The 17,071-nt window shown below is 71.3% G+C and carries 14 protein-coding genes, 1 tRNA gene and 1 pseudogene; 11 read left to right on the plus strand and 5 right to left on the minus strand.

All coding sequences use genetic code 11. From position 1 onward, the window contains the following. The first annotated feature begins 86 nt into the window (after positions 1-86). Entirely contained in the window at positions 87-224 is a 138-nt protein-coding gene (locus tag P3L51_RS11005; RefSeq protein WP_354604958.1) for a hypothetical protein, read from the plus strand. A 118-nt stretch (positions 225-342) separates the two neighbouring features. Beyond that, entirely contained in the window at positions 343-876 is a 534-nt protein-coding gene (locus tag P3L51_RS11010) for a DUF6630 family protein (RefSeq protein ID WP_354604943.1), read from the plus strand. Here the strand turns inward: P3L51_RS11010 and P3L51_RS11015 are convergent. Both P3L51_RS11015 and P3L51_RS11020 read right to left on the minus strand, forming a co-directional pair. After that, positions 873-2,093 (minus strand): monodechloroaminopyrrolnitrin synthase PrnB family protein, encoded by a 1,221-nt coding sequence (locus P3L51_RS11015; protein ID WP_354604944.1) that lies wholly within the window; start codon positions 2,091-2,093, stop codon positions 873-875. The genes P3L51_RS11010 and P3L51_RS11015 overlap by 4 nt on opposite strands. Before the next feature lie 71 nt (positions 2,094-2,164). Continuing rightward, positions 2,165-3,141, minus strand: a pseudogene (locus tag P3L51_RS11020) (aldo/keto reductase). A gap of 228 nt (positions 3,142-3,369) precedes the next feature. On the opposite strand from P3L51_RS11020, the gene P3L51_RS11025 reads away from it, so the two are divergent. Together P3L51_RS11025 and P3L51_RS11030 are read left to right on the plus strand one after the other, a co-directional pair. Next, positions 3,370-4,170 (plus strand): APH(3'') family aminoglycoside O-phosphotransferase, encoded by an 801-nt coding sequence (locus P3L51_RS11025; protein WP_354604955.1) that lies wholly within the window; start codon positions 3,370-3,372, stop codon positions 4,168-4,170. A 226-nt stretch (positions 4,171-4,396) separates the two neighbouring features. Then, on the plus strand, positions 4,397-5,677 hold the full coding sequence (locus P3L51_RS11030) for an MFS transporter (protein ID WP_435594424.1): 1,281 nt from the start codon (positions 4,397-4,399) through the stop codon (positions 5,675-5,677). A 107-nt stretch (positions 5,678-5,784) separates the two neighbouring features. Here the strand turns inward: P3L51_RS11030 and P3L51_RS11035 are convergent. Next, positions 5,785-5,860, minus strand: a tRNA-Arg gene (locus tag P3L51_RS11035). Positions 5,861-6,184: 324 nt separating this feature from the next. Between P3L51_RS11035 and P3L51_RS11040 the strand changes: the two genes are divergently transcribed. The 7 genes from P3L51_RS11040 to P3L51_RS11070 all read left to right on the plus strand — a co-directional run bounded on the left by P3L51_RS11040 (position 6,185) and on the right by P3L51_RS11070 (position 15,188). Continuing rightward, complete coding sequence (locus tag P3L51_RS11040; RefSeq protein ID WP_354604956.1) at positions 6,185-7,777, plus strand: dynamin family protein; 1,593 nt, start codon at positions 6,185-6,187, stop codon at positions 7,775-7,777. 5 nt (positions 7,778-7,782) lie between these two features. After that, entirely contained in the window at positions 7,783-9,630 is a 1,848-nt protein-coding gene (locus P3L51_RS11045; RefSeq protein WP_354604946.1) for a GTPase, read from the plus strand. 185 nt (positions 9,631-9,815) lie between these two features. Then, positions 9,816-10,403, plus strand: a complete 588-nt coding sequence (locus P3L51_RS11050) for a single-stranded DNA-binding protein (protein WP_354604947.1) — start codon at positions 9,816-9,818, stop codon at positions 10,401-10,403. Positions 10,404-10,694: 291 nt separating this feature from the next. Continuing rightward, on the plus strand, positions 10,695-12,047 hold the full coding sequence (locus P3L51_RS11055) for a Cys-Gln thioester bond-forming surface protein (protein WP_354604957.1): 1,353 nt from the start codon (positions 10,695-10,697) through the stop codon (positions 12,045-12,047). 342 nt (positions 12,048-12,389) lie between these two features. After that, positions 12,390-14,054 carry an energy-dependent translational throttle protein EttA gene (ettA, locus tag P3L51_RS11060; RefSeq protein WP_354604948.1) on the plus strand — a complete coding sequence of 555 codons (1,665 nt, stop codon included), beginning with the start codon at positions 12,390-12,392 and terminating at the stop codon, positions 14,052-14,054. Between the two features lies 1 nt (position 14,055). Further along, on the plus strand, positions 14,056-14,481 hold the full coding sequence (locus P3L51_RS11065; RefSeq protein WP_354604949.1) for an acyl-CoA thioesterase: 426 nt from the start codon (positions 14,056-14,058) through the stop codon (positions 14,479-14,481). After that, positions 14,478-15,188 (plus strand): DUF8010 domain-containing protein, encoded by a 711-nt coding sequence (locus P3L51_RS11070; protein ID WP_354604950.1) that lies wholly within the window; start codon positions 14,478-14,480, stop codon positions 15,186-15,188. Before P3L51_RS11065 ends, P3L51_RS11070 begins: the two co-directional genes overlap by 4 nt. Before the next feature lie 112 nt (positions 15,189-15,300). Here P3L51_RS11070 and P3L51_RS11075 read toward each other — a convergent pair whose 3' ends face one another. Both P3L51_RS11075 and P3L51_RS11080 read right to left on the minus strand, forming a co-directional pair. Continuing rightward, a complete protein-coding gene (locus tag P3L51_RS11075) occupies positions 15,301-16,302 on the minus strand; it encodes an ABC transporter ATP-binding protein (RefSeq protein WP_354604951.1) in 1,002 nt (333 codons plus the stop codon). Further along, a partial coding sequence (locus P3L51_RS11080) for an FtsX-like permease family protein (protein WP_354604952.1) occupies positions 16,299-17,071 on the minus strand: 773 nt, incomplete at its 5' end. The genes P3L51_RS11075 and P3L51_RS11080, both read right to left, overlap by 4 nt.

Here is a 17,071-nt window from a genome sequence, read left to right on the forward strand (position 1 = left end):
CGGGGGAAACGCGGCGGGACCTGGAGAGCGGATGCCCTGCGTTCCGCCGGTTACACATGGGACTTGATGTGGCGTGGACCACCCGAGTGAGTGCTGAATGCGCACGGGCCGACACGCGGCAGCCCTCCGGCGTCGGTGACGTCGCGCGGACCGTGCGTGAGTCGATGGACGCGATCCGGATGGACTTCGCCGAGGCCAACCAGTGGGTGGGCCGGCGGGCGTGACGCCGTAGCGCCTGCGGCCGCGGCCCGTTGTCGTACCCCTGTGGCAAGGTGTTTTCAGGTGCCGAACGAACGGCACTCCACACCTCGTTGACCCCCTGGCCACTGAAGGAGCACACCCATGTCCGGTCCTGGACCCGGCCCCGCTTCCGGCGGAGTCCTCGACTCCCTGACAGCGGTGGCGTCACTGCTGGCGCCCGACCGGCCCGCTGTCGCGGAACAGGCGCGGTACGCGCACGACGACCCGGAGGGTTACGTGCGTACGTACGCGGACCGGCTGGAGAACCGGGGCATCGACGAGCCGTTCCCGGGTCTCGCGTGGATAGCCCTCGTGGACGCGCTTCACGAGCACGAGCTGCTCGCGGAGTTCGACTGGAAGGAGGGCGCGGACGAGATCCGGTTCCGGCTGCGGGGGCTGGCCTCGCGCCCGTCCGCCGACCCCTGGACGCTGTTCGAGGACGGCGGGACGGACGTGCCGACCCATGACTTCCTGGAGGTGTGCGACCGGCACTACCGCGAGGTCGGCGCGGCCCTCGTGGTGCTCGACATCGAATCGGACTGCTACCCGGTGGCGTGCCTGCGCGTCGGCCGCGTCGATGAACTTGTGGCGCTCGCGAAGGGCGCGGGTTTCGCGGTCTGGCCCCTCGGCTCCTAAGGCTTCTCGTCCGTATTCGGGCCGGATCGGGGAGCGGCGTCCAGCGCGTGCCGCAGCCGGTCGAGCGAGGGTCGCGCGCCGCCGTCCGTTCCCGGCCGTCGCCGGGCGGTCCTGAGGTCGACCAGGCGTGCCAGGGTGCCCATGACCACGTGGAGCGGCGGCCCGCTGGTCGTCAGATCGGCCGCCTCGGACTCCGTCTCCGACTCCTGCGGCGCACGGGCGGCGGGAGCCTGGAGGAAGGGGACGACGAGCCGGTGGTGGTGGAAGGCTGACGCGGCGCCGTGCAGACGGCAGACGGTGAGGAACAGCTCGGCGTTGTCGCGCAGTTGGGGCGTGAGCGGACCGCCCGTCGCTTCCCGGAGGAAGGTGTCGAGCAGCGGCTCGGCCGTCACGGTGGTCCGCAGTTGAGCCTGGTCCTCCGGCGGCATGTACGGGTACTTCTCCGTCAACAGGGCCTGGTAGAAGGGGTCGTACGGCGAACAGAGGCCGAGCAGCACGTCGATCGCGTTGATCGCCGCGAAGTCGCCCGCGTTCACGCCCCGGTACTCCACACCGCCGACCTGATGCGGTTTGAAGTAGGGCCTGATGTTGAGGAAGAACCGGTCGACGTCGAGGGTCTTGCTCAGCGTCCTGCCCAGGTCCAGCACGTCGTCCAGTCCCGACCGCGCCTCCCGCAGCAGATACGCCGTCAGCGGGCTGGAGACGCCGAGCGCCGGGACGCGGCGCAGCGCGGCGGCCGTGCGCTGGTATGCCAGCACCGACAGGCCGTTGTACAGGATGAAGGCGCGTTCGTCGTCGAGCGCGGTGAACGTACGGAAGGTGTCGCCGACCGCCCGGTTGTACAGCGCCTGGTGGGCGAAGACGAACCGCGGCGCGACGCCGAGCGACGACGCCAGCAGCTGGGCGAGCGGCCAGGCGGCGGACTGCGGCCCCTCGATCTCGTGACGGCGGCAGGCGCCGAGGTAGAGCCCGACCGAGCCGAGGAGTTCGTACCGCTCGTCGTCACCCGTCGGCAGGGAGCGCGCCGTACCGCTCTCCGTGATCCGCCCGACCAGTTCGGCGCCCTCGCGACCGATCCGGCGCTTGACCGTCTCAAGTTCCGGCCGGCCGTACAGAATCTGCGCCTCGGCCGCGAAGTACGCCTCCTCCAGCCGCGTATTGAGAGCGACGAAGTCGTTCCTGATCCACCGGTCGAAGTCGTCGCAGGCGCTGGTCACGGCGTGGGTTCTCCAGAGGCAGGTCGGGAAAGAGGGTGCGCTCGCCTCATCCGACCGCCCGGACGGCCCGGTCACCAGGACCAATGCCGACCTTCTATAGAGGTCCAATCGGCCGCACTGCCGCCTCGCCGGTTCCTCACCCCGCCTGGTCGAGGCGCTCGCGCCGATGACGGGGATGATCGGCGGATCGCCGCCGAGTAGCCAGGCCGGCACGACCTGCCCGGCGGTGGCGCCGGTCTCCCGCGCGACCTCCCGCAGCGCGGCGAGCTGCGCGGTGGCGCCCGGGTGGTCGAACCGGTCCGGGACGGGCTTGGCCGGGTTCGTGTGTAGGCGCCGCTGAGCAGTGGGGTGTACGCGAGCAGTGTGAGGTCGGCCTTCTCGGTACGCGCGTAGTCGAGGAGTTCCGGGGTGATGTGCTCGCCCGTACCAAAGGCCGCGCCGGGTGCGGGCCGCAGATACGTGTACTGCTGCTGGACGCACGTGTACCCGGCCAGCCCGCGTTCGCGCGCCAGGGAGCGGGCGCGCTCGATGCGCCAGGTCACCTGGTTGCCGGCGCCCACGATGCCGACGGTGCCGTCGGCGACGAGCGCGCCGAACCCCTCGACGGTGTCGGTCTGCGGGGTCGCGCGGTCCTCGATGTGTCCGAAGAGGACGTCGACCCGGTCGGTGCGAGTCGGCGCAGGCTGCCCTCGACGCCGGCGCGCAGGGCTTCGGCGGACAGCCCTTCGGCGTTCGCGGGCCAGACTCCCGGACCCGCCGGGCGGGCGCCGGCCTTGGTGGCGAGCACGATCTCCTCCCGATTTCCGCGTGCCGCCATCCAGCGCCCGATCACTTCTTCGCTGTCGCCGCCGTGGGCGCCTTTCTCCCAGAACGAGTAGCAGTTGGCGGTGTCGATGAACGTGCCGCCCCGCCCCACGAAACGGTCCAGGATCGCGAAGCACGTGGCTTCGTCCACCCGGGTTCCGAACGGCATGGTGCCCAGACAGAGGGTGCTGACGCGGGGGCCGGGCGTGGCGTCGCGACGGCGGCCGAGAGTGCGAAAACGCATGAGTGCTCCGCGAGTTGAGGGGGAGGGAGGTGGGGCGCGTCGCGAACTCTCCCGGTTGATGTGCACTTTAAGTCAAGGCTCGGGCGGCGACGAGGATCGGACACCGGTCGGTGCCCCGCCCGCGGTCGGCCCGAGGTGAAGTCCTGGGGCGCCCGTACCGCCTCCCCGCGTTTAATGCCGAGTGCGTTGCGGGCCGCACTGGTTAGGGTGGCCGACGTGATCGATGCGATGTTCCGAACCCTGCTGCGCGCCGGCCACGACAGCGGTGAGTGGGAGCCCGTCACGGACGGCGAGTCCGACGCCGAGGTCTTTCGGTCCGAGGACGGCTCGCGGTACGCCAAGTGCGTGCCGGCCGACTCCGTGACTTCCCTGGAAGAAGAACGTGATCGCGTCGACTGGCTCAGCGGGCAGGGCGTCCCGGGTCCACGCGTACTCGACTGGCGTGTCACCCCGGACGCCGCCTGCCTGATGACGAGCACCGTCGTGGGAGTCCCCGCAGACCGGGTCGCGGCTCCGGAGCTGCGGGCGGCGTGGGAGCGGATCGCGGACGCCGTGCGTCACTTGCACGATGTGCCGGTGCGGCGGTGCCCGTTCAGCCGTGACCTCTCACGGATGTTCGCGACCGCCCGCGACGTCGTCGCGCGCGGCGCGGTCAATCCGGAATTCCTTCCCGAGGAACAGCGGTTGACGCCCGCAGACGAGCTGCTCGCGCGTCTCGTCCCGCAGCTCGAACAGCGGCTCGCCCAGGAGGCCGCCGAGAGTGTCGTCTGCCACGGGGATCTGTGTCTGCCCAACATCGTCCTCGACCCGGAGACCATGGACGTGGCGGGCTTCATCGATCTCGGCCGCCTCGGCCGGGCCGATCCGTACGCCGACATCGCGCTCCTTCTCGCCAACTCCGGGGAGACGTGGGCCGACGAGCGGCGGGCGAACTCCGCCGACGAGGCGTTCGCCGAGCGGTACGGCATCGCGCTCGACCGCGACCGGGAGTCGTTCTATCTCCATCTCGATCCGCTCACCTGGGGATAGGCCCCGCCCCAGCCGTCCCCAGACCCGTCCTTTCCCGAACGACACGTTCCCGAGCGACACGTTCCCGAGGAGTTGAGATGCCCGGTCACCCGAGCGCGCGTTGACGTCGTAGGTCGCGACCGACCTGTCATCGCGTGCTGCCCTTCGGGCTGCGGCACAGCGCACTTCCCCCGCCCCATTTCGGCGGGTTTCGAACCCGATAGCTCAAGGGGTCCCTGTGCCGACCGTGCCACCTGTGCCATCCGTACCGTTCGATCCGTCGCGCCCGCCGAGCCTGTGGCGCGATCACGACTTCCGCAGCCTCTGGGCCGGCCAGACCGCCTCCCAGTTCGGGGCGCAGGCCGGCCAGGTGACCCTGCCGCTCCTGGCCGTGGTGGCGCTCAACGCCGACGCCGCTCAACTCGGCGCCCTGCGCGCCGTCCAGCAGATACCGATCCTGCTGTTCTCGCTCTTCGTCGGCGTGTGGGTGGACCGTTGGCGAGCCCGCAACGTGCTGGTGCTCGCGGATTTCGGCCGCGCGGTGGCACTGGCCGTCATCCCGGTCGCCTTTCTCTTCGGCGTACTCGGCATTCCGGTGCTGCTCGTCCTCGCCTTCCTCATCGGCGTACTCACGGTGTTCTTCGACGTGGCCTACCAGGCCGCTCTCGTACGACTGGTGAAACGCGACCAGTTGGTCCAGGGCAACAGCGCGCTGGAGGGCAGCAGATCGGCGGCGCAGGTCGGCGGCCCCGCGCTCGGCGGCGCGCTCGTGTCGCTCCTCTCGGCGCCGGTCGCCGTCATCGCGGGCGCGTTCTTCTTCACCCTGTCCTTTCTGTCGATCCGGCGCATACGTCACCGCGAGGTGATACCTCCGTACGTAGGACGATCCGGCCCCCGAATGCGACAGCAGATCCTCGAAGGTCTCCGCTTCGTCGCCGGCGATCCCTCACTGCGGGCCGTGGGCCTCGCCTCGGCCCTCTTCCATTTCTTCTTCGCGGCCCTGATGACGGTCTATCTGCTCTTCCTGCCCCGCACACTGCATCTCTCGGGGGCGGCTGTGGGCCTGGTGCTCGCGGCCATGGGACCGGGCGCGATCCTGGGCTCCGTCCTGTCCGCCAAGCTGCCGAAGAGGCTCGGTCACGGAGTGGTTCTGGTGTCCTCGGCGGCACTCGCCGAAGGCGTGATGCTGTTCGCGCCCGCACTGCACGGCTCCACCGGCATCACGATCGCCTCCCTCATGGCGATCAACTTCCTGTTCGGCGTCTTCAGCCAGTTGGTGGACGTCACGGTCATGACCGTCCGTCAGTCGATCACGCCGCTGTCGATTCAAGGGCGGGTCGTCGCGACCCTCAACTTCGTCGGCATGGGGCTGACTCCGCTCGGCTCGCTGCTCGGCGGCTTCCTGGCCACGCGGTGGGACTTGCGAACGAGCCTGCTGCTGACCGTGATCGGTCTTTTTCTGTCGCCATTGTCCATGGCGTTCTCGCCCCTCGCCCGCCTCGGGAAGGAGCTTCCGGCGCCGCGGTGATGCCTCTGAGCCGTAGGGCTCCCGCTCCGTGGCGTGCCCCCGGGCCCGGGAGGCGGAGGGGCGGCGGCGGGGACACGGCACGCTTCCGCGAGCCGACAAGGTGGCAGTGGCGCCCCCGGCAGGACTCGAACCTGCGGCCAAGCGCTTAGAAGGCGCCTGCTCTATCCACTGAGCTACGGGGGCCGATACCTGGCCTCGGGGGCCCGGAGTGCCGTGGGCAGTCCGTGCGGTCCGTGACCTGTGCCGGGACAAGGATAGGGCTCCGTTCACCCTGGCCCGGTTGCTTCACCTGCGTGGCACGATGTGGAGGTTCAGTGAAGCGAACCGATAATCGCAGGCAGGTGCGATTCCTGCAGTGCTTTTCGCGCCTGAAGCTACGGGTGTTGTGCACTCGTTATGCCTGTGCCCCACTCGTCCCGTCTGTCCCCCGCGCCTGACCGGCGCGCAGGAGATGTCTATACGCTTCAAAAAGGCGCCAAAGTTGGGCATTCTTCGCATGTGGTGACCTTGGACGTACGGCCTCAGCTGATCGACGCACTTTCCGCGCTGCGCGACCGTGTCGCCGCCGTGCGTCTTCCACTCCCTCTCGCCGGGGCTCCGCGTGCCCGGCAGACCAGGGAGGAGCTGCTCGCGCAGCTCGACGACTATCTGGTGCCGCGGCTGCGGGACCCCGAAGCGCCGCTGCTCGCCGTGGTGGGCGGATCCACCGGGGCCGGGAAGTCGACCCTCGTCAACTCCCTTGTGGGGCGGCGGGTCAGCGAAGCGGGCGTGCTGCGGCCCACCACCCGTACACCCGTACTGGTGTGCCACCCCGACGACTGCCACTGGTTCGACGGCGTGCGGGTCCTTCCGCAGCTGGCGCGTGTCTGGCTGACCCAGCAGGAGGAGGACGGCGGGGCCGGGGCCTGGAGCGGGGACGACGAGAACGCGCTGCGCATCGACACCGCCGTGGCGCTGCCCCGCGGCCTCGCACTGCTGGACGCGCCCGACATCGACTCGCTCGTCGTACGGAACCGCGTTCTTGCCGCCGAGTTGATCTGCGCGGCCGACGTGTGGGTGATGGTGACCACCGCGTCCCGGTACGCCGACGCGGTGCCCTGGCATCTGCTCCGTACGGCGAAGGAGTACGACGCCTCGCTCGTGACCGTCCTGGACCGGGTGCCGCACCAGGTGATTGACGAGGTGTCACGTCAGTACGCGGCGCTGCTCACCAAGGCGGGCCTGGGCGACGTACCCCGCTTCACCATCCCCGAACTGCCCGAGTCGGCGGGCGGCGGCAGCGGGCTGCTGCCCACCACCGCCGTCGCGCCGCTGCTCGCCTGGCTGACGCACCGGGTGCGGGACCCGGCGGCCCGTCAGCAGGCCGTCGTCCGTACGGCCGCGGGCGTCATCGGCTCGCTCAACGTGCGGATGCCGGAGCTCGCGGGCGCCGTCGCGGCCCAGTACGCCGCCGCCGTACGCCTCACGGGCGCCGTCGAGGAGGCGTACGCCTCCGAGCGTGAGCGGGTGGGCAGGCGGCTCAAGGCCGGTGCCGTACTCGCCGGGGACGCGCGGACCCGCTGGCGCGGCTATCCGAGGGACAGCTCGGCACGTGAACTGCTCGACTCGTTGGCCGAGAGCCTGGCCTCGCTGCTCCAGTGCGCCGTCGCCGCCGCCGACGAGCAGGTCACCGAGGCGTGGCGGCGCGAGCCCGCGGCGGCCGCGGTCCTGACGCCGGGGCCGGACAGGGAGGTGTCCGAGCGGATCGGGATGGCCGTACGGCGCTGGCGGCGGGTCGTGGAGGAACTGGCCGAGGAAGAGGTACGGCTCCTCGAACGCAATGCCGCGCCCGACGCCGAGACGGTCGCCGCGCTCCTGGCCGCCGCCCTCCTGGGCGGGCACCGCGCCCGGGTCGCGGGGGAGCGGCTCGCCGAGCGGATCGGGGCGCAGGGCGCGCTACGGCTGCGCGACAAGGGCAGCGACCTGGTGGCGACGTACATCGACGACGTACTGCACTTCGAGCGGGACCGGCGGCTGGCTCCGCTCGACGCGCTCGAAGTGGCGCCGGAGCCGCAGGCGGAACTCATCGCCGCGCTTTCCGTACTCCAGAAGGAGATGTGACCGAGATGGCGGACGTGACGGACGGGACGACGTTGACGGACGGGCCCGGTGAGATCGGGGCGCGGGCCGCGGCGGGTGTGGCGAACGTGGGCAGAGGTGCGGACGCCGGTGCGGACGGCGGTCCGGATGCCGCGGGGCGGCACTGGGACGACGGGCTGATCGCCCGGCACGCCGCCGGAGGCAAGGGCTCCGGCGTCACCGTCGGTGTGGAGGCGGTCGACGGGGCGGACGGTACGGCGGCCCCGGCCGACCTCCACCAGCCCATCGGAGGCGCCTACGAGGGACCGCTGCGCGTACGGCTCGACGCCCTGCGCGAGTTGGTGGGCCTGTCGCGGACCAGAATCGAGGGGACCACGCTCGCCGAGGCCGGACGGGTGCTGGACGAGGCGTCCACGCGGCAGCGGCTCTCGTCGCGGCACACCGTCGTGGCCATCGCGGGTGCCACCGGCAGCGGAAAGTCGACGCTGTTCAACGCGCTGGCGGAGGTGCCGATCTCTGAGACGGGGCTGCGCAGGCCGACCACGTCCGCGCCCATCGCCTGCGTCTGGTCCGAGGGCGCCGCCGGGCTGCTCGACCGGCTCGCCATCCCCGGGAGGCTGCGCCGCAGGCCGCTCGCGGGCGGCGACGGGGACGAGGAACTGGCGGGCCTCGTCCTCATCGACCTGCCCGACCACGACTCCGCCGTCGTGGCGCACCGGGACCAGGTCGACCGCGTACTGGCACTGGTCGACGCGGTCATCTGGGTGGTCGACCCGGAGAAGTACGCGGACGCCGCGCTCCACGAGCGTTATCTGCGGCCGTTCGCCGGCCACGCGGAGATCACCTTCGTCGTGCTGAACCAGATCGACCGGCTGCCCGGCGACGCCGCCGACCAGGTCCTGGACGATCTGCGCAGGCTGCTGGACGAGGACGGCATGGCGCTCGGCGAGCACGGAGAGCCGGGGGCCACCGTGCTGCCGATCTCCGCGCTCACCGGTCGGGGCGTGGGCGAACTGCGCGAGCTGGTCGGCCGTTTCGTCCAGGAGCGGAACGCCGCCGCCCGGCGGCTGTCGGCCGATGTGGACGCGGCCGCGAGTCGGCTGCGCTCGGTGTACGTGTCCGACGGGCGCACGGGGCTCGGTGAGCGCTCCCGCGAGGAGTTCGCGGAACGGCTCGCGTGGGCGGTCGGCGCGCTGGCCACCGGCGAGGCGGCGGAGCGCGAGTGGCGCAGGAACGCGGGTCGCGCGTGCGGGACGCCGTGGCTGCGGCTGTGGCGCTGGTACGAACGCACCCGGACGCCCGGCGGCACCGCGCCGCGCGCCGAGGTGATCGTGGAGGACGAACTCACCGCCAGGCAGCGGGTCGAGCAGGCCGTCCGTACGGTCGCGGAAGACGCGGCGGCCGGGCTGCCGAGGCCGTGGGCCCAGGCGGTGCGCGAGGCGGCGGTCCGCGGCGCCGTCGGGCTGCCGGAGGCGCTGGACGAGCTGGCCGTGACGGCGGGTCCGCCGAGCGGGCGCCCCGCCCGCCCCGCGTGGTGGCCGGCGGCGGTGCTCGCGCAGGCGTCCATGACGCTGCTTCAGATCTTCGGCGGGCTGTGGCTGGTCGGCCAGATCATCGGCGTGCTCCCGCCCGGCATTATCCCGCCCGTGCTGGTGATGCTGGCCGGGATCGTCGGCGGGCCGCTGGTGGAGTGGGCGTGCGCGGCGGCGGCGCGGGGTCCGGCGAGGCGGTACGGGCAGGACGCCGAGCGGCGGCTGCGGGAGGCGGCGGCGGGGTGTGGACGGGCCAAGGTGCTCGATCCGATCGCGGCGGAGCTGATGCGGTACCGGGAGGTGCGGGAGCAGTACTCGGCGGTGTCCGGCGTGACGAGGTAACCGCGTCCCGTCCGCCCGGTGTCCGGGCGCGACCACGTACGGGTGACGGAGATATTCAGAACCGGCGAGTTATCCACAGGCGTCGGCAGGAATCTCCCATCCGGTCCAGCATGAAGTGGTCGGCCGAAGGGGCCGGAGAAACGGAGCACCGGGAAGCCGGGAAGCCGGAGAAGAGGGGGGCTGTCATGAACGACACCGTGGTCACGCTGGTGGGAAACGCCGCGACGGGGGTGGAGTATCGGGAAACGTCGACGGGTGGGGTGGCGCGGTTCAGATTCGCGGTGACCCCGCGCCGCTGGGACCGCCGGAATTCGGCCTGGACGGACGGGAGTACGAGCTTCTACACCGTCTGCGCGTGGCGGAATCTCGGGGCGAATCTCACCGCGTCGGTCAATGTGGGTGACCCGCTGGTCGTGCACGGCAGGCTGCGGGTGCGGGACGAGGCGAACGACGGGCAGCGCAGGACGTTCGTGGACATCGACGCGGTGTCGATCGGTCACGATCTGACGTGGGGGACCTCGGCGTTCAAGCGGGTGGCCCGGGCGAATCCGGCGCTGACGGAGCGTCCGGCGGACGCGTCGGCGGCGACTTCCGCCGCGCAAGCCGCCGCCACAGCCGCTGCCGACGTCGGTACCGGCCCCGACTCCGGCCCCGACTCCGACCCCTGGGCCGGCGCGGTCGGCAAACCGGTGCGTACGCAACCGTGGCTGTCCGAACAGGACGATTCGCCGGCGTCGGCCGGGGCGGTCGCGGCGCCTACCGGACCGCTCTGACCGGGGAGTTGTGGAGATTTGTCGATAGTCGAACGACTTCGAAGGTACGAGCGATAACGATTCCGATTCGGAACGGTTATCTGAACGTACGAACGGGCATCGGCGGTCGCCTCCATCCATAGGATTCCCGAGTACTCATGGGGCACTTGAGTCTGCTGGTGAGGCAATCCCCCCCCCACGCGTCCCACGCGGAGGACCTCACCCGGAGGGAAAAGATCTGTGTTGTCTGCGCTGTCCGAGTTCTTCGCTCCAACCGCTCGGAGGCGGGGCGCCGCCCGTCTCGCCGCCGCGATGGCCGTCTCGGGCCTTGTCGTGGCGGGCTCCATAGCCGGCGCGGGAGCGGCAGTGGCCGACGACGCGCTCCAGCATCGCGGCGGCGCCGCGGCCACGCTCGACGGCCTCATGACGTTCGACAAGGCCGTGCTCACCACGGACGGCGAGAAGCACGAACTGCCCGCCGGGCTCTTCGAGATGACCGTCGACGGCGGCGGCAAGCTCAAGACGTACTGCGTCGACATCAACAACCCCACCCAGGACCAGGCGAAGTATCTGGAGACGCCCTGGGCGCAGACCTCGCTCGGCGCGAACAAGAACGCCGGGAAGATCCGCTGGATCCTGCAGAACTCCTACCCCCAGGTCGACGACCTCGCGGCGCTCGCCGACGACGCGGGCACCGGGCCGCTCACCGCGCAGACCGCCGCCGCCGGTACGCAGGTCGCCATCTGGCGCCACTCCGACAACGCGGATGTCGCCGCCGTCGACCCGCAGGCCGAGAAGCTGGCCGACTGGCTGGAGCGGAGCGCCGGCGGTCTCGGTGAGCCCAGGGCCTCGCTCACCCTGGAGCCCGGCGCTGTCTCCGGCCGGAGCGGCGAGCGTATCGGGCCGGTCACCGTCCGTACCGACGCGGAGGGTGTCGCGGTGTCCCCGCCCGCCGACGCCGCCGCGATGGGCATCGAGATCACCGACAAGGACGGCAAGCCCGTCACCGAGGCGGCCAACGGCGCGCAGCTCTACTTCGACGTCCCCGAGGACGCGGCCGACGGCACGGCCGCGCTGAGCGTGCAGGCGAGCACGTCGGTGCCGGTGGGCAGGGCGTTCGCCGGGGTCACCAAGAGCCAGACGCAGATCCTGGCCGGCTCCAGCGAGTCGACGGTCTCGGCCACGGCCACCGCCACCTGGGCCGCGAAGGGCGCGATACCGGCGATCACCGCCGAGAAGAACTGCGCGGAGGGCGGTGTGGACGTCACCGCGGCCAACAAGGGCGACGAGCCGTTCGTCTTCACCCTCGCCGGCGCGGAGTACGCGGTCGAGGCCGGCGGGTCCAGGACGGTCACCGTGCCGGTCGCCGAGGACCAGGCGTACGACTTCACGATCACCGGGCCCGGTGGTTTCACCAAGAACTTCCAGGGCGTTCTCGACTGCCGGACCAGCGCGAACGCCGGTCCGCCGGCCGACGAGACCACCACCCAGCTGGCCCCGGCCACGACGGGCGGCGTCGCCGGTACCGAAGGGCTCGACCTGGCCGAGACGGGCACCTCCAACGCCACCCCGGTGATCGCGGGCGTCGCGATCGGGCTGGTCCTGCTCGGCGGCGCGGCGGTCCTCTTCTTCCGCAAGAAGGACGACCCTTCCACCGAGGACTGACCCGCCCACGGCCGGCACGGTTCCCGGCCGCCCCTGACAGCGGCCCCGACGCGCAGACGAATCCGGTCGCGCGGCGGGGCCGCGCGCCGGGGCCGTTCACGTCCATGTCCGCTGTCACGCCCGCTGTCACGCCCGCTGACAGGTCCGCCGCCCGCCGTCGGCCGCCACGTGTCGCCCCGGCCCGCCCCGGGCGCGCCCGCGTGGACCGCAGGTCGGGACGGTGTGTCCGAGGCCTGGACAGGCGGTTTCTCCCCAGGGAGGGACGTGCGGCAAGATGGCTTCATCTGCCCTCACGCGGTGGAGCCGCACATTGGCCCTTCTCGATCTGCCGGACGGTTTCTCTTGGCTGAGTACATCTACACGATGCGCAAGACGCGCAAGGCGCACGGCGACAAGGTCATCCTCGATGACGTGACGCAGAGCTTCCTGCCCGGCGCGAAGATCGGTGTGGTCGGCCCCAACGGCGCCGGTAAGTCCACCGTGCTGAAGATCATGGCCGGGCTGGAGCAGCCGTCCAACGGCGAGGCCTTCCTGTCGCCCGGGTACTCGGTCGGGATGCTCCTCCAGGAGCCGCCGCTGGACGAGACCAAGACGGTGCTGGAGAACGTCCAGGACGGCGCCGCCGAGCTCATGGGCAAGCTGAAGCGGTTCAACGAGGTCGCCGAGCTGATGGCGACCGACTACTCCGACGCCCTGATGGACGAGATGGGCAAGCTCCAGGAGGACCTGGACCACGCCAACGCGTGGGACCTGGACACCCAGCTGGAGCAGGCCATGGACGCGCTGGGCTGCCCGCCCGGCGACTGGGCCGTCACCACGCTCTCCGGCGGTGAGCGCCGCCGTGTCGCGCTCTGCAAGCTGCTGCTGGAGGCGCCCGACCTGCTGCTGCTGGACGAGCCCACCAACCACCTGGACGCCGAGTCCGTGCAGTGGCTGGAGCAGCACCTCGCCAAGTACCCCGGTGCCGTCGTCGCCGTCACCCACGACCGGTACTTCCTCGACAACGTCGCCGGGTGGATCTGCGAGGTCGACCGCGGCCGTCTCCACGGCTACGAGGGCAACTACTCCAAGTACCTGGAGACCAAGCAGGCACGTCTCAAGGTCGAGGGCCAGAAGGACGTCAAGCGCGCCAAGCGGCTCAAGGAAGAGCTTGAGTGGGTCCGCTCCAACGCGAAGGGGCGCCAGGCCAAGTCCAAGGCCAGGCTGGCCCGTTACGAGGAGATGGCCGCCGAGGCGGACAAGATGCGGAAGCTGGACTTCGAGGAGATCCAGATCCCGCCGGGCCCCCGGCTCGGCAGCGTCGTGGTCGAGGTCCAGAACCTGAGCAAGGCGTTCGGCGACAAGGTCCTCATCGACGACCTCTCCTTCACACTGCCGCGCAACGGCATCGTCGGGGTCATCGGCCCCAACGGCGCCGGCAAGACCACGCTGTTCAAGATGATCCAGGGCTTCGAGGAGCCGGACTCCGGCAGCATCAAGGTCGGCGACACCGTCAACATCAGCTACGTCGACCAGAACCGCGGCAGCATCGACCCGAAGAAGTCGCTGTGGGCCGTCGTCTCCGACGAGCTGGACTACATCAACGTCGGTCACGTCGAGGTGCCCTCGCGGGCGTACGTCTCCGCGTTCGGCTTCAAGGGCCCGGACCAGCAGAAGCCGGCCGGAGTCCTCTCCGGCGGTGAGCGCAACCGCCTCAACCTGGCGCTGACCCTCAAGCAGGGCGGCAATCTGCTGCTCCTCGACGAACCGACCAACGACCTCGACGTCGAGACCCTGTCGTCGCTGGAGAACGCGCTGCTGGAGTTCTCCGGCGCGGCCGTGATCATCTCTCACGACCGGTGGTTCCTCGACCGCGTCGCCACGCACATCCTGGCGTACGAGGGCGAGTCCAAGTGGTTCTGGTTCGAGGGCAACTTCGAGGCGTACGAGAAGAACAAGGTGGAGCGGCTGGGCGCCGACGCGGCCCGTCCGCACCGCGCCACGTACAAGAAACTGACGCGAGGCTGACATGGCCCGCCACCACTACAGCTGCCCCATGCGCTGGTCGGACATGGACGCCTTCGGGCACGTCAACAACGTCGTCTTCCTCCGCTATCTGGAGGAAGCGCGTATCGACTTCATGTTCCGGCTGGCGCCGGGGGGCGGCTCACCGTCCTTCTCGGGCGGGTCCGTCGTGGCCCGGCACGAGATCGACTACAAGCTGCCGCTGGTGCACCGGTACGAGCCGGTGACCGTCGAGCTGTGGGTGACGAAGATCGGTGCGGCGACGCTCACGATCGCGTACGAGATCAAGGACGAGGACCAGGTGTACGTGCGGGCCTCGACCGTCATCGTGCCGTACGACCTCCAGGCGGGCCGGCCGCGGCGGATCACGGCCGAGGAGAAGTCCTTTCTCCTGAAGTACCTGGACGACGCGGAGGCACTCGCGGCATGACGGCGACGACCGTGCGGGCCCTGCGGCTCGCCGACACGGCGGAGGCGGCGGATCTCGCCGCCTTCCTCGGCCGGCTCATCCGCTACGACCGGGCGGCAGCCGTACGCCTCCAGGTGGGCGCCGGGGCCGTGGCGGTGTTCGGGCGGCCCCCGGCGTTCGAGGTCCTGGCGATCCGTACGGCGCGGCTGTGTGACGCCCCGTCGGCGGCCGTGCCCGCGGCTCCGGTGGAGCTGGACGTCACCGTCTCCGCCGGTGAACTCCTCGAAGCCATCGACGAGTTGACGGGCGGCTTCGCGCTGCCCGCCGCCGTCACCGGACCTCCGTGGACCGGGGTGCTGCCGCCGCGTGGCGGCTGGCAGCGGGTGCCCGGCCTGCCGGGTCCCGCCGCGCTGCGCCAGGCGGTCGCGGCGGCGGTCGCCGAATTCCGCACGCGCGACGAGGCGTTGCCCGCCGCGCACCGGGACCGTGCCGAACGGGACAGGATCGGCAACGAGATCTGGTCCCGGACGGTCGGCGACACGGGCCTGCCGCTGCGCGCCGTCCACGCGGCGCAGTCGGTGGGCTTCCTGCGCCCGATGCCCGAGAACGCAGCGGTGGCGCTGCTCAGGACCGGCGCGTGGACGCGGCTGCGGACGCCGTACGGCTCGATCGCCGTACGGACGGGTGGAGCGGGCGGCATCGGCGGGCTGAGCGTCACCCCGACGTAAAACCTGTCGCGGACGTCGTGCCGCTCCGTTCTGTGGCGGGCCGGCCCGGTTCACCGGGTCCGCCCGGTGGGTGGTCTGTCCTCGATCGGCGGAGGGGCTCGATGCGCCCCCGTCACTCGTTCGGGGTGTCCGGCCAGACTCCTATGTGGTCCTGTTCCAGTTCCAGCATCACGCGGTGTTCCATGCCCAGCGCCTTCGTGTACTCGGCGGGCAGCTGGAGGCGGCCCGCGCGGTCGAGCATCGCGTACTCCCGTGCCACCACCGACTCCTGGCCCGTCGTCGCGTCGACCTCAGTGCGGCGCAGGACCTCCGACGAGGTGCGGCCGTCGCGGATGGCGACCGTGCGGCGTACCTCGTCCGCGACCTCCTGGTCGTGGGTGACGATCACGATCGTCGTGCCCAGCTCCTTGTTCGCCCGGCGGAACGCGGCGAACACCTGCTCCCCGGTCGCCGAGTCCAGCTCGCCCGTCGGCTCGTCGGCCAGCAGCACGGAGGGGGAGTTGGCGAGGGCGACGGCTATCGCGACACGCTGTTGCTGGCCGCCGGACATCTGGTGCGGGCGTCGGTCGCGGCAGTCCGCCACGTCCAGCATCGTCAGCAGCGATTCGGCCCGCGCGGCGCGCTCGGCGCGACGGCGGCGGCCACCCCGGCCGCTCAACTGCATCGGCAGTGCCACGTTCTGACCGGCAGTCAGGTACGACAGCAGATTCCGGCCGGTCTCCTGCCAGACGAAGCCCACCGCCTCACGCCGGTAGCGCAGGCGCGCTTTCGCGTCCATGCCCAGCAGATCCCGGCCGGCCACCTTCGCGGCGCCGGCCGTCGGGACGTCCAGCCCGGCGAGGATGCTCATCAGCGTCGACTTGCCGCTGCCGGACGCGCCCACGAGTGCCATCAACTCGCCCTCGGCCACCAGCAGATCGAGACCCTGGAGGGCCTGCACCTCCACCCCGTCGGCGGTGAAGATCCGCACCAGCCGGTCGCACGCGATGAGCGCGTCGTGCCCGTACGAGGGCCGGTCGCGGTGGGTGCCCGCGCGTCGCTCCAACTGCTCCAGCGTCGGCACCGCGGAGTCACCGGCCCCCGCCCCCGCCCCGGACTCGGTCGACGATGTCATCGGCTGTCTCCTGCCCTGAGTTCGTTGATCGATCCCCGCCGTCCCGCCCACCACGCCTGCACGGCCGACACCGCCCCGGCGAGCGCCAGTACCCCCAGGGCCGGCAGTGCCAGCGACCACGGATCGACCCGCAGCGGCGCCCCGTCCAGCGTCACGTCCGACGCCGCGGTGAGCGCCAGCCGTCCGAGATCCACTCCCGGCGCCAGCAGCACGACGGTTCCCCAGCCGACGAACGCCCCGCCCACGGTGGCGAGCAGCGCCTGCGGAAGGACCTCCAGGCCCAGGAGTTGGCGGCCCTGGCGCGTCGTGAGGCCCATGGTGCGCAGCCTCGCCAGCAAGGTGAGGCGCTCAGGGGCCGTCTGCGACAGCGAGAGCAGCAGGGCCAGCAGGGCGTAGCCCGCGCCCGCCGCGATCGCCGCCGCGTAGATCCGTTCGGCGCCCTCCTGCATGGGCGTGTTGACGAATGTCTTCCGCTCGTCGGTGCGCAGCCGCACGGTGAAGGGGGCACGGGACTCCTCACCGAATCCGGCGACGGTACGGCGCAGCGCCCCGCCGTCCAGCTTCGCACCCGTGACCAGCAGGGTGGTCGGTGCCCGCTGCGTCAGGTCGGCGGCGTTCACCAGGAGGTAGTCGGCGCCGGGCGCCGCCGGGGTGGTCGGGCGTATCCCCGCCACCCGCACCTTGAAGTCCCCGGCGGCCGACCGGATGTCGCGCGGCCGGTCTCCGAGCCGTTCGGCGACGGCGGGCGAGGCGCTGTCTCTTATACACA

Source organism: Streptomyces panacea, assembly GCF_040560175.1.
Classification (GTDB): Bacteria; Actinomycetota; Actinomycetes; order Streptomycetales; family Streptomycetaceae; genus Streptomyces; species Streptomyces panacea.

Excerpts from the sequence above, each read along its gene's own strand:
- P3L51_RS11010 (WP_354604943.1), top strand. The coding sequence starts at position 343 with ATGTCCGGTCCTGGACCCGGCCCCGCTTCCGGCGGAGTCCTCGACTCC.
- P3L51_RS11025 (WP_354604955.1), top strand. The coding sequence starts at position 3,370 with ATGTTCCGAACCCTGCTGCGCGCCGGCCACGACAGCGGTGAGTGGGAG.
- P3L51_RS11045 (WP_354604946.1), top strand. The coding sequence starts at position 7,783 with ATGGCGGACGTGACGGACGGGACGACGTTGACGGACGGGCCCGGTGAG.
- P3L51_RS11050 (WP_354604947.1), top strand. The coding sequence starts at position 9,816 with ATGAACGACACCGTGGTCACGCTGGTGGGAAACGCCGCGACGGGGGTG.
- P3L51_RS11055 (WP_354604957.1), top strand. The coding sequence starts at position 10,695 with ATGGCCGTCTCGGGCCTTGTCGTGGCGGGCTCCATAGCCGGCGCGGGA.
- P3L51_RS11065 (WP_354604949.1), top strand. The coding sequence starts at position 14,056 with ATGGCCCGCCACCACTACAGCTGCCCCATGCGCTGGTCGGACATGGAC.
- P3L51_RS11070 (WP_354604950.1), top strand. The coding sequence starts at position 14,478 with ATGACGGCGACGACCGTGCGGGCCCTGCGGCTCGCCGACACGGCGGAG.
- P3L51_RS11075 (WP_354604951.1), bottom strand. The coding sequence starts at position 16,302 with ATGACATCGTCGACCGAGTCCGGGGCGGGGGCGGGGGCCGGTGACTCC.